Origin of the sequence: Bacillus cereus group sp. N21, assembly GCF_016483395.1 — a bacterium.
GTDB lineage: Bacteria > Bacillota > Bacilli > Bacillales > Bacillaceae_G > Bacillus_A > Bacillus_A pseudomycoides.
In genome coordinates, this window is record NZ_JAEHBX010000013.1 from 53,616 (window position 1) to 68,303 (window position 14,688).

A 14,688-nucleotide genomic window follows, 5' to 3' on the forward strand; every position below is an offset into this window, starting at 1 on the left:
TTGTGAATTGTGAAAAGGAAAAGATTTTACTGATATTTCATCATACTTTTTTGTACAATTATACAAAAGTACCCGCTCCTCTCCAAGAGATTCACGGGTACTTTTTTTCTATCGCCGTAGTTTTATCTATATAATAATTAGTATTTTTCTAACACTAATACATCATAACCTTCTAACATTTTGCGGCCATCTAAGTAAGTAAGTTCTACTAAGAATGCAATCCCTGCTACAATTCCGCCAAGCTCTTCAACTAGCTTAATTGTCGCTTCGATTGTTCCACCTGTAGCTAATAGGTCATCTGTAATTAATACGCGTTGACCTGGTTTAATTGCATCTTTATGGATTGTTAAAACATCTTTTCCATACTCTTTACCGTAGTCAACTGTAATTACTTCACGAGGTAATTTCCCTAATTTACGAACTGGTGCAAATCCTACTTCTAATGCGTAAGAAACTGGGCAACCGATAATAAAACCACGTGCTTCTGGTCCTACTACAAGGTCGATGTCTCTTTGTTTTGCGTAAGCAACGATTTCATCTGTTGCTGCTTTGTATGCTTGCCCATCGTTCATTAAAGGTGTGATGTCTTTAAAAACGATACCTTCTTTCGGATAATCCGGTACAATTGCGATATGTTGCTTGAAGTCCATATTTCTGAATCCTCCTCAGATATAAAAGGTCTGTAAATACAAGGCCTTTACCCTAACTGTTCTACTTCTTTATGATTACGAATCGTTTCAAACCATGTATATAATTGTTGATATGTGCTATAAATCAACTCTTTTTCTAGTTGTAAATGGTTCATTTTCTCACGATATGTGTTCGATTCAATTAAATCACGCTTTTTCATTTCTTCTGCCATAAAAATGACACCGTCTTTTATTGTAACAAATTCTAACTCAAAAAACACCTGTGTCATGAAATTTACTGTATCTTTTGACCAACCTTTATGACGACATAGCTGTTCTCCATGTTGTCTTAAAGAAAATGGTGCTTTTTGGTGTAAAAAGGAATAGTACCATTTAAAGTGTTCCCTTGTTGGAACTGTACTAAATAAATGATTATTCTCTTGGTAAAACAGCGTATAAATTCGCGCTGGGAATCCTGCCTCAAATAAACCTCGTAATTCATCCGTTGACTTTGGTAAATCTAGCAACACAATATAACGACCATCTAGGTCAGTCACTTCTGAAGCATGTATAAGTTGTTCTTTATATTCTTCTAAAGAAAATTTATTTAATACCTCTTCAGAAAAATACACCATTGTTATTTTTTCTCGTGAAAGTTCTGCTAAGTTCGATTCCACATTACGCATACTACGCCAATCAAATAATTGCCATGCATCTACCGCAATATCTTGAATCATAAGTTGCGGTTTTTTGAAATTATTCCATTCATTAATTGATGCCTCACCAACGACAGAAACGTGAGCAACTGGAGAAATTTCTTTCGCATAGGCTCCAAAACCAAATCCAATCGTATCTAACGTCGCCTGTCCGTCACGAAGTGCCATTTTCAAATGAGAACCATCAGATCCAATGGCACGAATACTTTCTAACTCCGCATCTCTAATTGCGATACGCGGCTTCGGATTTCCAACACCAAACGGTGCGAGCTTCTGCATTTCCTCAATCGCTGAGAGCGTCACATCCTCCACTTTGCAAATCGCATCAACTGTTGTAATCGGAGTAAAATCTTCAGACGTTAAAATCGCATCTGCTTGTTCATTTAAGCGGCGGCGCAGTTCATCCACATCATTCATATGAAGCGTCATTCCCGCCGCCATTGGATGCCCACCAAAGTGAGGTAACAATTCCCTACAATCTGATAAGTTTGCAAATAAATCAAATCCTGCAATACTACGAGCAGACCCTTTTGCTGTTTGTTTTTCAGGATCAATACATAACACGATTGTCGGACGATAAAAGCGTTCTACTAATTTAGAAGCAACAATCCCTATTACTCCTGGATTCCATCCTTCTTTCGCGAGCACTAACACTTTATTGTCCTCTGGCGGATAATTGTTTTCTACCTCTGCAATCGCCTCTTCTGTAATTTGCTTTACAATATCTTTTCGAAGCTTGTTCAGTTCATCAATTTCTTCAGCAAGCTCTTTCGCTTCTTCTGGATCTTCTGATAAAAGGAGGTGAACTGCCGGAGCCGCATCTTCTAAACGACCAATTGCATTAATACGCGGTGCAATTGAGAAACCAATGCTCTCTTCCGTAATCTCACTTTGTGAAACATTTGCTACTTTAAATAATGCTTTTAAACCAATATTTTTTGTCATTCGCATTTGTTTCAATCCACGCTGCACAAGCAATCTATTTTCACCATGAAGTGATACTAAATCGGCTACCGTACCAATCACTGCAATTTCTAATAAATGCTCCGGTACACGCCCAAGTAGTGCATGCGCTACTTTAAACGCAACACCAACGCCCGCTAAATAATGAAACGGGTAAACACCACCCTTTAGCTTCGGGTGAATAATCGCAAGTGCTTCTGGCAGTTCTGGCGGCGGCTCATGATGATCTGTAATAATAAGATCTATACCAAACTCTTTTGCTACTTGCGCCTCATGGACTGCTGCGATACCTGTATCAACAGTAATGATAAGAGAAAATCCCGCACGGTGTGCCCAGCGGAACGCCTCTTCATTCGGTCCATACCCTTCAGTAAATCGGTTTGGAATATAGAACTCAACATCCGCACCTAATTCTTGAAGAGCAAGAAATAAAACGGTTGTACTACTTACACCGTCCGCATCATAATCTCCGAATATTAAAATTTGTTCTCCATTTTGAATGGCTTGCCCTATACGTTCTACCGTAAGGTCCATTCCTTCAAGCAAAAATGGATCGTGAAATTCTTGCTGTCCTGTATTTAAAAAATCCACAATCTTATCTTCTGTATCTAAACCTCTACTGAGGAATAACGAAGTAACAAGCGGTGATAATTGCAATTTACTTGCTAATTCACTCACCAGTTCCTCATTAAATGACTTTTCTTTCCAACGCGTCTTCGGTTGTAACACGAAATCACCCCTTAACCTGTCCATTATACAAGACAGATTAAGGGGTGACAATATGATACAAACTCTATTAGTTATGATTGAATATCTCCATAAACAGATGAATATTTACTTATTTCGTATCAATCAGGAGAATACGGATTAATATGTACAAAAACATTTTGTACATTATCTTGTTTCATCAATACCTCTTTTACATGTTTCCCGATGCGATGTCCCTCTTCCACTGTGATATATGGATCAACAGACACTTTAATATCAACAATGACATAATGTCCATGCTCTCTTGCATACAAAGAACCAATTTTTTTCACACCTTCCACTTGAAGAACTGATTCTCTTAGCGGAATAACATCTTCTTCATGAAGTACATGATCAAGCGTTGTATGAATCGCTTCTCTTCCAATACTCCATGCCATCTTTACAACAAGTAGAGAAACAAATAATCCCGCAACAGGATCGGCATACACAAGCCAATCTAAACCTAGTTTATTGCCAATAATAGCTGCACAAATCCCGATTAAAGCTGCAATTGAAGAAAACACATCTGAACGGTGCTCATATGCATTTGCAATAATTGCATCACTATTTATCCGTTTCCCTAATCGATACTTATACTGAAACATCCCTTCTTTTACCACGATAGAAAGAATAACCGCAAAAATTGTAATTCCCTTCGGTGGTTCAAGGTACTGCGTAAAAGCCTTTATAGAAGAAATCGCAATTTCAATCCCAACAATAAATAATAACACTGCAACAATAATCGCTGAAATCGATTCCGCTTTTCCGTGCCCATACGGATGATCTTCATCGGGGGGTTGCTTCGCTGCACGCAATCCAAAAAACACAGCTAACGAACCAACTACATCTGACGCTGAATGAACTGCGTCCGCTAAAAGCGCCTTACTATTCCCAATATAGCCGATTACCGCTTTTACAATCGCTAAGACAATATTTCCAACGATTCCAACAATGGCACCAAACTCGGCCTGTTTAAAACGTTCATCTTTTTCCATAACTGAAATCCCTTCTTTTCTCAAACTACCTTTTTTATTGTTACAAAAAATAATGAAAGAAGCATCACTTCCCACTAGTCTCCGTAACTGGCTCTACTAACCTTTAACAAAACCGCTAAAGGAAGTTTCACTGTCCCTAACACCCCGATTAGTTCCACTAACCTTTAGCAAAAAACGCTAAAGGAAGTATCGCTTTATTGTATCCACAAACGAAAAAAGAGATGCCTCTAATGTAAAGAGGCATCATCTTTTTATATGTTCTGTTCTAACCTTTATACTTGTGGTTCAGATACTTCAGTTTCTACTTTTTTCTTACCTTTTCCTTTTTTCAATCGGCGATTTTCAAGCATTAGCCAGATTTGAGAAGCAACGAAGATAGAAGAGTACGTACCTACAACTAGCCCAACCGTTAATGCAATTGAGAAGTTTCGCAGTGATTCACTACCGAAGATAAGCAGTGCAATAACAGGGAACAATACAGTTAGAACTGTGTTAATTGAGCGACCAATTGTTTGGCGAATACTTGAGTTTACAATTTCCTCCAAATCTTTCAAGTCGCGAATTCGTTTTTTCTGTTTGTATAGCTCACGGTTTCGGTCAAATGTAACAATCGAGTCATTAATCGAATAACCAATGATTGTTAATACCGCCGCAATAAACGTTAAATCTACTTCCAATCGGAATACGCTAAACACAACAATCATAACGAACGCATCATGTAACAATGCGATTACAGCAGATAATGCATATGTGAAGCGGAAACGAATACTTACATATAAAATGATAACCGCTGAGGCAATCATAACTGCAATAAATGCATTTCGTGCAATCTCTTTCCCGATTGTTGGAGAAACTGTACTTACATTTGGATCTGTACCATATTTATCGTGGAAGAATGTTTTTGCTTTCGCAATTTCATCTTTTGATAAAACGCCTAATGTACGAACAGCAAATCCTTTCTTGTCATCCCCTGTTGGTACAATGTCCTCTTTTTTCACATCAATTTTTAACTCATGTAAATCTTTTTGAACTTGATCTACACTAATCGCTTGTTTTGACTGCAAGTCCATACGTGTACCACTTGCAAAGTCAATTCCAAGGTTCATTTTGAAAATTGGTAGTATAATTGCTCCTGCAATGACAACTACAATTGAGAACAAGAAGAATTTATGACCAATATTTACAAAGTTAATACGATCAAATCTCGTTGGCGCATGTTCTACACCTTTTGACAACGGAAGGATTTCTTTCTGTTTCACACCAAAGTAAGATAATTTCTTATCGAAGTAACGGCTTTTTACAAGTAATCCAAGTAAGAAACGAGTACCGAATACGTTCGTAATGAAACCAACTAAAATACTTACAATTAAACTCGTAGCAAATCCTTTTACAGAGCTATTACCATAAACGAATAACACACCAGCTGCTGCAATTGTTGTAATGTTCGCATCTAAAATCGTTGCTAACGAACGGTGGTTACCCGCTCTATATGCAGACATCATCGATTTACCAATTCGCAATTCTTCCTTCAGCCGCTCGTACGTAATGATATTCGCGTCAACCGCAATACCAACCCCGAGCACTAACGCCGCAATCCCCGGTAATGTAAGAACTGCATGCATCCAGTTAAATACAAGTAATGTAACGAAAATATATAACCCTAACATAATGACCGCTACTAAGCCTGGTAAGCGGTAGAATACAAGCATAAATAAGAAGATAAGAGCAATCCCGATCGCACTAGCAAAAATCGTTTGCTCCAATGCTTGTTGACCAAATTTTGCTCCAACAGATGTTGAATACATTTCTTTTAAATCAACAGGAAGTGCACCCGCATTTAATAAAGATGAAAGTTGTTTTGCACTTTCAACTGTAAAGTTTCCACCTACGATTGAAACTTCAGCTTGATTAAACACTTGATTTACTGTTGCTGCTGATAAGAATTTTGGATTTGGTTTTGCAGCTTCTGCTTTATACGAATCTTTACCTTCTTCAAAATCAAGCCAAATCACCATTAAGTTTGTTGGTGGAGGCATTTTAGATATTTTTTCAGTTACTTCGCGGAATTTATCAGCGCTTTTCAATGTAAGCCCTACACTTGGTCGACCTTGTTCATCAAACGTTTGCTTCGCTCCCCCGCCTTTTAAATCTGTTCCGTCCATGAGAAGGTTATCATTCACATCACGGAATGTTAATTTTGCTTGAGTAGATAAGATTTCACGTGCCTTTTTCTGATCTTTTACACCCGCAAGCTGTACACGAATGCGATCTTCCCCTTCAATTTGAATGTTCGGTTCACTAACACCGAGAACATTCACACGATTCTCAAGAGCACCCACTGTACTTACGAGTGCATCATGATCAATCTTATCTCCCTTTTTCGCTGGCTTTACTTCATACAAAATTTCAAAGCCACCGCGAAGGTCTAGTCCAAGACTAATCCCTTTTGTTATGTTTTTCCCTGTCGCGCCAATAATTCCACCGATTAATAATACGATGAGAAAGAACGCGACGATTCTAGTACTTCGCTTTGCCATATGTACCTTCTTTCTGCTACTAAAACCATAAACAAATCATATCATTCATTTACGCTAGACAATTTCCTGTAACAACCATTTCTGTTTATTCACAGGCATTCCTTTACACTTCTGCATTTGTCTAGTTAGTAGGCTTCCTTTCTGTGAATTTTCAACTTTCATACTAGCCATATAGGAAAAACCTCAGTTCTACATTTTAGACACTGGGCTGCAACCTATATCTTACTACAAATTTTTATGACTTCTGCTTCCTACCTCCTTTACTTAAAATCTCTGACATATACATTCCTCTTTATCAATACCTATCATTATACTGCAAAAGGAAGAACAAACCAATTACAGTCGGTTATTTATTTTCATATTCTTCAAATGACCAAAGTGGCGCTTGATACGCTTCTACTGTTAAATATGTCATGTACTCATTTGCTGTTAATGTTAGCACATCATTCACAAGCTCATACAATCTAATTTCACTTTTTATTTTTTTCCACTTTTTACTTTTTAAACATTTCCAAATATCATTAACAGTCACTCGATCATAGCCAAACATTTGGAATTCTTCTAATTTGCTCTCTAAAACGACTTGTAACTGTCCGCGGTAAGCTTCTACCAAATCTTCTTTTTCAATCATACCATCACATCTCCTTCTGATTTCAGCACGAAAAGTCGCTTTTCATCCCGCTCTAATGGACAGCAATAACTGTCTTTAAGGGTTTTATCGCTCTGCTCTTTCCCATGAAAGTCTTACTTTATAAGCGCATCCTCTTAAATGCTTGTCATTCTTGTCTCATACGTGCATATAAATTATTGTAAATCATTCCATTGATTTTGAGAAGGTAGGAGAAGATCATGACGAGACAAAGCTTTTTACGAGGTGCATTTATTTTAATGCTAGCTGGTTTTATTACAAAAATTCTCGGGTTCATAAACCGAATTGTAATGGCGCGTATTTTAGGAGAAGAAGGCGTCGGTCTTTACATGATGGCTGTCCCCACCTTTATTTTAGCAATTACATTAACACAAATCGGACTTCCTGTTGCCATTGCAAAATTCGTTGCAGAGGCGGAAGCAGTAAATGACAAACAAAAAGTAAAGAGAATATTAACAGTATCATTAGCTATTACATCCGTTATTAGTATTATCTTAACAATCGGCATCATGCTTCTAACGCCCATCTTAGCTGAAACTTTATTAACGGATAAAAGAACGTACTATCCACTAATGGCAATTTTACCTGTCGTTCCTGTTATTGCGGTTTCCTCTGTTTTGCGCGGCTATTTCCAAGGAAAACAAAATATGAAACCAAGCGCATATGCACAAGTGTTAGAACAAGTTGTCCGTATTACCATTATTGCCGTATGTATTCGGTTATTTTTACCTTACGGTGTTGAATACGCCGCTGCAGGTGCAATGTTATCAGCTGTTCTTGGAGAAGTTGCTTCTTTATTATTCTTACTTACTTTATTTCAGCGTGAAAAACATCTTTCTATACGAACTGGTTTTCTAAACACTATCAAAGAAAGTAAACATACTTTTCATTCACTTATGGAAATTGCACTTCCAACTACAGGAAGTCGCTTAATTGGATCAGTCTCTTATTTTTTCGAACCAATTATCGTTATGCAAAGCTTAGCGCTAGCTGGTGTTGCGGCTTCAGTTGCTACACAGCAATACGGCATATTAAACGGCTATGCATTTCCTCTCTTATCATTGCCAGCCTTTATTACATATGCGCTTTCTACAGCACTCGTACCATCCATTAGTGAAGCAATGGCAAAAAAACAACATCGATTAGTAGAACACCGTCTGCAACAAGCGCTCCGCATTTCTTTAATTACTGGAGGGTGGTCAGTCGTTATTCTTTATGTATTTGCTTCACCTGTTTTAACTCTCATGTACGGTTCAGACAGCGCAACTGCATTCATTCAATTACTTGCACCATGCTTTTTATTTCACTATTTTCAAAGCCCCCTTACATCTGTTTTGCAAGCTTTAAACTTAGCACGCGCCGCGATGATGAACACGTTTATCGGAGCCATTGTAAAACTGCTCGTTATTTTCTTACTCGCTTCACGTCCAGAATTTCAAATGATGGGGGTCGCACTTGCAATTGCCGCTAACATTGTGACGGTAACATTCCTTCACTACGCTACCGTCTTAAAGAAAATTACATTTACAATTTACATGAGAGATTATATTTTTGGGGGAATTACGATTGTCATTGCAGGAGCTTTCGGATTCTATCTTCATAAATATATTGTTTTTTCACATTCACTTGGCATACAAACATTATGGAAAATTACATTAACCACTATCCTTTACATTGTGCTGCTTCTTATTTTCAAACTCATCCGTAAAGATGAACTACAGCGCCTCCCATTACTCCGAAAACTATCATTTTTGAAATAACCACATGTGTAAGAAGCTTGCTTTTCCGATAGCAAGCTTCTTACTTATCTTTTAAATCCACAAAAAACTTTCCATTTTGAAAGCTACAATACGAAATTTCGGTTACATTACTGTATCCTATATTGTCTAATTTTTTCATAAGCCATTCTTCCGATTGTTCAATCATCTGCAAGTGTGATTCTTGAATTTCTCCATCAATAATCAGTGGAAATGAAAAAATCGGCATATCATCTTTATTTTTTTTACTCTTTTGCTTTTCAAATACAGATAGTTTTCCCGAAGCTTCTAAAATAGCATATTCAACATCGCGAATATCGCCAATCCCTTCTTCTCTTAACTGCATTAATAAATCATCCATATTATAACGTTGCTTTCGCATTTGTTTCTCATCAATTTCCCCTCTCCGAACAACAATAGCTGGTTCACCATCAATTAAATGACGTATCTTCCCACTTTTGAGGGAAGCATATGCTAATACAATCTGAATCACTACAATTACTACCATAGGAACAATTTGATCCCACATAGGACGATCAGCGTCAATAATTCCTAATACAGCAAGTTCTCCCAACATAATGAAGACGACTAAGTCTAAGATACTCAATTCCCCGATTTCACGCTTTCCCATAACCCGAAAGATGATTAGCATAATAAAATACAGTACCACCGTTCGTAAAGCAATTCCCCATAGTTCCATCTTTAATCCCCTTTCTATACATTTCTTCTAAAGTGTAGTTTAACCAGCAAAAAAGAAACTAGTCTAACTTATCAAAAATGAAAATATACTTGTATTAAAAAGGGGGAATGCATAATGGATGGAACGAAAAAATTATCTACAGCAATCGGATTTGGGATTATCACTTTATTAATATTGGCCTCTATTACAAGTATGTTGATTGCTCTTTTATTAAAGTTTACAGATATAAGTGAAGGAACATTGGCTATAACCATTTTTATACTCGCTCTTCTTTCCATGCTCATATCCGGGTTTATCGCTGGCAAAAAAGCGCAAGGAAAAGGATGGTTCGTCGGATTCACAACCGGACTTATCTTTGCCATTCTTGTTTTTCTCGTTAACTACTTAGGCTTCTCTCACGCTTTATCTAATTCACAGCTTCTCTATCAACTTGGTTTAATGGGGGCAAGTACACTTGGAGGCATATTTGGCGTTAACATGTCAAAACGTACAGATTGAAAAAGCCCTGCATTCGCAGGGCTTTTTACTATTACTTCTTCACAACTTCACGAATCGCATTGCGATCGAATGTTAAGTGTGCACCACCAGATTTAACAACAATTGTAGTCTCATCTACTGATTCAATTGTGCCGTGTAAGCCACCGATTGTTACGATAGCATCACCTTTTTGGATTTCACTTTGCATTTGTGCTACTGCCTTTTGACGCTTTTGCTGCGGGCGAATTAATAAGAAATAGAAAATCGCAAACATCGCAACAATCATGACAATATTCATCATACCTGGATTCATCTTTTGTTCCTCCTTTTAAATTATGTATTAGAAGTTTTTAGCATTCGGTTTATTAAAGCCATATTGTTCAAAGAACTCTTCACGGAAATCGCCAAGACGGTCTTCACGAATGGCTTGTCTCACCTGCTCCATTAAGTTTAACAGAAAATGAAGGTTGTGATAAGACGTTAACCGAATTCCAAACGTTTCATCACATTTCATTAAGTGACGAATGTACGCACGAGAATAATTTTTACATGTGTAGCAATCACAATTTGGATCAAGTGGGCCAAAGTCTCTTGCAAACTTCGCATTTTTCACAACAAGACGTCCTTGACTTGTCATACATGTACCATTTCGAGCAATACGAGTTGGAAGTACGCAGTCAAACATATCAATACCACGAATTGCACCATCAATTAATGAGTCAGGAGAACCTACCCCCATTAAATAACGTGGTTTATTGTCTGGAAGAAGCGGTGTTGTAAATTCCAGTACGCGGTTCATAATATCCTTTGGTTCCCCAACTGATAATCCACCTACTGCATAACCAGGGAAGTCCATTGAAACAAGGTCTTTCGCACTTTGGCGACGAAGTTCTTCAAACTCTCCGCCCTGTACAATCCCAAATAACCCTTGATCTTGTGGACGTTCGTGAGCTTTTAAACAACGCTCTGCCCAGCGACTCGTACGTTCTACAGATTTTTTCATATATTCAAAAGTAGCAGGAAACGGTGGGCATTCATCAAATGCCATCATAATATCTGAACCTAATGCATTCTGAATCTCCATCGCTTTTTCTGGTGATAAGAATAACTTGTCTCCATTTAAGTGATTACGGAAGTGAACTCCCTCTTCTTCAATACGACGGAAATCACTTAAACTAAACACTTGGAAACCACCAGAATCCGTTAAGATTGCACGGTCCCAATTCATAAATTTATGTAATCCGCCTGCCTCACGTACAATTTCATGACCTGGACGAAGCCATAAATGATACGTATTACTTAAAATAATGCCAGAATCCATCGCCTTCAACTCTTCTGGTGACATTGTTTTAACTGTCGCAAGTGTACCAACTGGCATAAATGTTGGTGTATCAAATGAGCCGTGCGGTGTATGAACGCGACCTAAACGGGCACCCGTTTGTTTACATGTTTTAATAAATTCATAACGAATTGCTGTCATAGATTTACTCCTTTTTATTTACTTCTTTCTTTAGCATGAGATGCAACGAACATCGCATCACCGAAGCTAAAGAAACGGTATTTTTCTTTTACTGCTTCATTATAAGCATGAAGGACATTTTCTCTACTTGCAAATGCACTTACAAGCATAATTAATGTTGATTTTGGCAAATGGAAGTTTGTAATTAAACCGTCAATTGCTTTAAATTCATATCCTGGATACATAAAAATATCCGTCCATCCCGATGTCGCACAAAGCTTACCATCGTGATCTGTAGCAATTGTTTCTAGTGTACGTGTTGACGTTGTACCAACAGTAATAATACGACCGCCGTTCTCTTTCACACGATTTAACAAATCTGCCGTTTCTTCTGACATATGATAATACTCAGCATGCATATGGTGTTCTTCAATTGTATCCGCAGACACTGGTCTAAATGTACCAAGGCCAACATGAAGCGTAATGAATGCTAAATGAACGCCTTTTTTCTTCAATTTCTCTAATAATTCTTCTGTAAAATGAAGCCCAGCTGTCGGCGCTGCTGCAGAACCAATTTCCTTCGCATATACCGTTTGATAACGATCACGGTCTTCCAGTGTTTCTTTAATGTATGGAGGAAGCGGCATTTCTCCAAGTTCATCTAAAATTTCATAAAAGATACCGTCATATGAAAACTCAAGCTGGCGGCCACCTTGATCAGCTGTTCCAATGCAAGTTGCTTTTAACTTTCCTTCACCAAAAGAAATGATAGTTCCTTCTTTTACACGTTTAGCTGGCTTTACAAGCGTTTCCCACTTATCTCCATCTTCTTGCTTTAAAAGAAGCACTTCAATATGTGCACCTGTATCTTCTTTCACACCATGCAAACGAGCAGGCATAACTTTCGTTTCATTTAAAACTAAACAATCACCCTCATGTAAATAAGAAAGAATGTCAGTAAAATGCTTATGCTCTATATCACCTGTTTCACGGTCTAACACCATTAATCTTGATGTTTCGCGCTGTTCAAGCGGCGTTTGGGCAATGAGTTCTTCTGGTAAATGAAAATCAAACAGATTAATATCCATAACTATATCCACCTATTTCTATTTAAATCGATTTATGATATACATAACAAAAGATAATACAATACTTAACACAATACATGTAATGATCGGAAAATAAAAGGTAACGTTTCCTTTTTCCACAAAAATATCGCCTGGAAGCCTTCCGATGAACTTCCAAGCTACTCCAACGACAATGAGAAGAATACCAGCTGTAATAAGCAGCTTTGGCATATCCGTCATACCCCTGGCATATCCATTCCGAAATGCTCATAAGCGAGTGGCGTTACAATTCGTCCTCTTGGCGTTCGTTGTAAAAACCCAATTTGTAGTAAATATGGTTCATACACATCTTCAATCGTCGTAGACTCTTCCCCAATTGTCGCTGAGACCGTTTCTAATCCCACTGGACCACCACGGAACTTTTCAATAATACCAAGCAATAATTTATGATCGATATGATCAAGCCCTAGTTTATCGACTTGCAATAGTTCTAATGCCATTTGTGTAATTTCCATCGCAATCGTTCCATCGCTTCGAACTTGTGCAAAGTCACGAACACGTCTTAGTAACCGGTTTGCGATACGCGGCGTACCTCGTGCACGCCTTGCAATTTCTAAAGCAGCTAATGAGTCAATTTCAACTTCAAACACTTCTGCTGTACGCTCTACAATCGCTGATAGTTGATCTACTGTATAATACTCTAACCGTGATAACACACCAAAGCGGTCACGAAGCGGTGCTGATAATGCACCAGCGCGTGTTGTTGCGCCAACCAGCGTAAACGGCGGTAAATCAAGCCTTACTGAACGTGCTGATGGGCCTTTCCCAATCACAATATCAAGACAAAAGTCCTCCATTGCTGGGTATAGTACCTCTTCAATTGACCTATGCAAACGATGAATTTCATCAATAAATAATACATCACCAGGTTGAAGCGCCGTTAATACTGCCGCTAAATCTCCTGGGCGTTCAATTGCTGGACCTGACGTCGTTCGAATATTAACGCCCATTTCATTGGCAATAATATTCGCAAGCGTCGTTTTCCCAAGTCCTGGTGGCCCGTATAATAGTACGTGATCCAATGTTTCCTCACGCATTTTCGCTGCTTCAATAAACACTTCTAAATTATGTTTCGCCTTATCTTGGCCAATATATTGACGGAGCGTCTGTGGCCGTAACGAATATTCTAAGTCCGCATCTTCATATGCCGATTCTCCTGAGAGAAGACGTTCGTCCATTCTACTCACCTCTTACCATTTAGTAAAAGACTAAGTGCCTTTTTAATATACTGATCCGTCGTAAGTGATTCTTTTAATAACTCCGGTACAACACGAGAAACTTCTCTTTCTGCATAGCCAAGTGCACGAAGTGCCTCAAGCGCTTCATCAAGCTCAGCTGATGAACCCTTCTTCTCGTCGAAACGTTCTACATCTGAGAATAAATCAATAAACGCATCTGGTACAACATCAGCTAATTTTCCTTTTAAGTCTAAAATCATTTGACGTGCAGTTTTCTTTCCGACTCCCGGGAATTTCACTAAGAATTTTTCATCCTCATGTTCAATTGCTTGCACGACCTGCCCCGTTTGACCAGAAGCTAAAATAGCAAGTGCACCTTTTGGTCCGATTCCTGATACACCTAAAAGTTTTGTAAATAACAAACGCTCTTCACGTGTCTTAAATCCATAGAGCGCCATAATATCTTCTCTCACATAATGATATGTATATACACGAATTTCTTGCTTACTTCTTTGAAATACATATGGATTTGGCGTAAAAATTTGATAGCCGATTCCATTATGATCAAGAACGACATATTCTGGCCCTACATATTCCACATAGCCTGTAACATATTCAAACAAAATACGATCTCTCCCTCTCAAATCATGTATTCCATTTTAACATATTTAATGATAGAAAAGCGAGACTACCCCAACAAATGTTCTCTATTTAGCTTTTTCATTTTTTCATATTGACAGAACAACATAAAGCA

Annotated in this window: 14 protein-coding genes; 2 read left to right on the forward strand and 12 right to left on the reverse strand. The window is 38.1% G+C overall.

Annotated elements, in window-relative coordinates; translation table 11 throughout:
- Nucleotides 1–137: 137 nt before the first annotated feature.
- From JDS96_RS10055 to JDS96_RS10075, 5 genes are all read right to left on the reverse strand, one after another.
- Complete coding sequence (locus tag JDS96_RS10055) at nt 138–650, reverse strand: adenine phosphoribosyltransferase (protein WP_199666705.1); 513 nt, start codon at nt 648–650, stop codon at nt 138–140.
- Between the two features lie 47 nt (nt 651–697).
- Nucleotides 698–3,037 (reverse strand): single-stranded-DNA-specific exonuclease RecJ, encoded by a 2,340-nt coding sequence (gene recJ, locus JDS96_RS10060; protein ID WP_199666706.1) that lies wholly within the window; start codon nt 3,035–3,037, stop codon nt 698–700.
- 119 nt (nt 3,038–3,156) lie between these two features.
- Nucleotides 3,157–4,050: a cation diffusion facilitator family transporter gene (locus JDS96_RS10065; protein ID WP_018765899.1), complete on the reverse strand. Its 894-nt coding sequence runs from the start codon at nt 4,048–4,050 to the stop codon at nt 3,157–3,159.
- A 272-nt stretch (nt 4,051–4,322) separates the two neighbouring features.
- Entirely contained in the window at nt 4,323–6,587 is a 2,265-nt protein-coding gene (secDF, locus tag JDS96_RS10070; RefSeq protein ID WP_199666707.1) for a protein translocase subunit SecDF, read from the reverse strand.
- Nucleotides 6,588–6,933: 346 nt separating this feature from the next.
- Nucleotides 6,934–7,218, reverse strand: a complete 285-nt coding sequence (locus tag JDS96_RS10075) for a post-transcriptional regulator (protein ID WP_003200455.1) — start codon at nt 7,216–7,218, stop codon at nt 6,934–6,936.
- A gap of 218 nt (nt 7,219–7,436) precedes the next feature.
- Between JDS96_RS10075 and spoVB the strand changes: the two genes are divergently transcribed.
- Entirely contained in the window at nt 7,437–8,996 is a 1,560-nt protein-coding gene (gene spoVB, locus JDS96_RS10080; RefSeq protein ID WP_199666708.1) for a stage V sporulation protein B, read from the forward strand.
- A 40-nt stretch (nt 8,997–9,036) separates the two neighbouring features.
- On the opposite strand, the gene JDS96_RS10085 is transcribed toward spoVB, so the two are convergent.
- The gene (locus tag JDS96_RS10085) at nt 9,037–9,693 is read right to left on the reverse strand and encodes a DUF421 domain-containing protein (protein WP_199666709.1); all 657 of its coding nucleotides are present in this window, start codon (nt 9,691–9,693) and stop codon (nt 9,037–9,039) included.
- A gap of 114 nt (nt 9,694–9,807) precedes the next feature.
- Here JDS96_RS10085 and JDS96_RS10090 point away from each other — a divergent pair, with 114 nt between their 5' ends.
- Nucleotides 9,808–10,191 carry a TIGR04086 family membrane protein gene (locus JDS96_RS10090; RefSeq protein ID WP_199666710.1) on the forward strand — a complete coding sequence of 128 codons (384 nt, stop codon included), beginning with the start codon at nt 9,808–9,810 and terminating at the stop codon, nt 10,189–10,191.
- 31 nt (nt 10,192–10,222) lie between these two features.
- On the opposite strand, the gene yajC is transcribed toward JDS96_RS10090, so the two are convergent.
- From yajC to ruvA, 6 genes are read right to left on the reverse strand one after another with little or no spacing between them, the layout of a single operon-like run.
- Nucleotides 10,223–10,483, reverse strand: coding sequence for a preprotein translocase subunit YajC (gene yajC, locus JDS96_RS10095; protein ID WP_018782985.1), 261 nt, complete (start codon nt 10,481–10,483; stop codon nt 10,223–10,225).
- A 27-nt stretch (nt 10,484–10,510) separates the two neighbouring features.
- Nucleotides 10,511–11,650: a tRNA guanosine(34) transglycosylase Tgt gene (gene tgt, locus JDS96_RS10100; RefSeq protein ID WP_000125373.1), complete on the reverse strand. Its 1,140-nt coding sequence runs from the start codon at nt 11,648–11,650 to the stop codon at nt 10,511–10,513.
- Between the two features lie 14 nt (nt 11,651–11,664).
- Complete coding sequence (gene queA / locus JDS96_RS10105) at nt 11,665–12,717, reverse strand: tRNA preQ1(34) S-adenosylmethionine ribosyltransferase-isomerase QueA (RefSeq protein ID WP_003208591.1); 1,053 nt, start codon at nt 12,715–12,717, stop codon at nt 11,665–11,667.
- A gap of 18 nt (nt 12,718–12,735) precedes the next feature.
- Entirely contained in the window at nt 12,736–12,936 is a 201-nt protein-coding gene (locus tag JDS96_RS10110) for a DUF2905 domain-containing protein (RefSeq protein ID WP_199666711.1), read from the reverse strand.
- Nucleotides 12,933–13,934 carry a Holliday junction branch migration DNA helicase RuvB gene (gene ruvB, locus JDS96_RS10115; RefSeq protein ID WP_003200439.1) on the reverse strand — a complete coding sequence of 334 codons (1,002 nt, stop codon included), beginning with the start codon at nt 13,932–13,934 and terminating at the stop codon, nt 12,933–12,935. The genes JDS96_RS10110 and ruvB overlap by 4 nt, the downstream gene beginning before the upstream one ends.
- Before the next feature lie 5 nt (nt 13,935–13,939).
- Nucleotides 13,940–14,557, reverse strand: a complete 618-nt coding sequence (ruvA, locus tag JDS96_RS10120; protein WP_199666712.1) for a Holliday junction DNA helicase RuvA — start codon at nt 14,555–14,557, stop codon at nt 13,940–13,942.
- Nucleotides 14,558–14,688 lie beyond the last annotated feature (131 nt).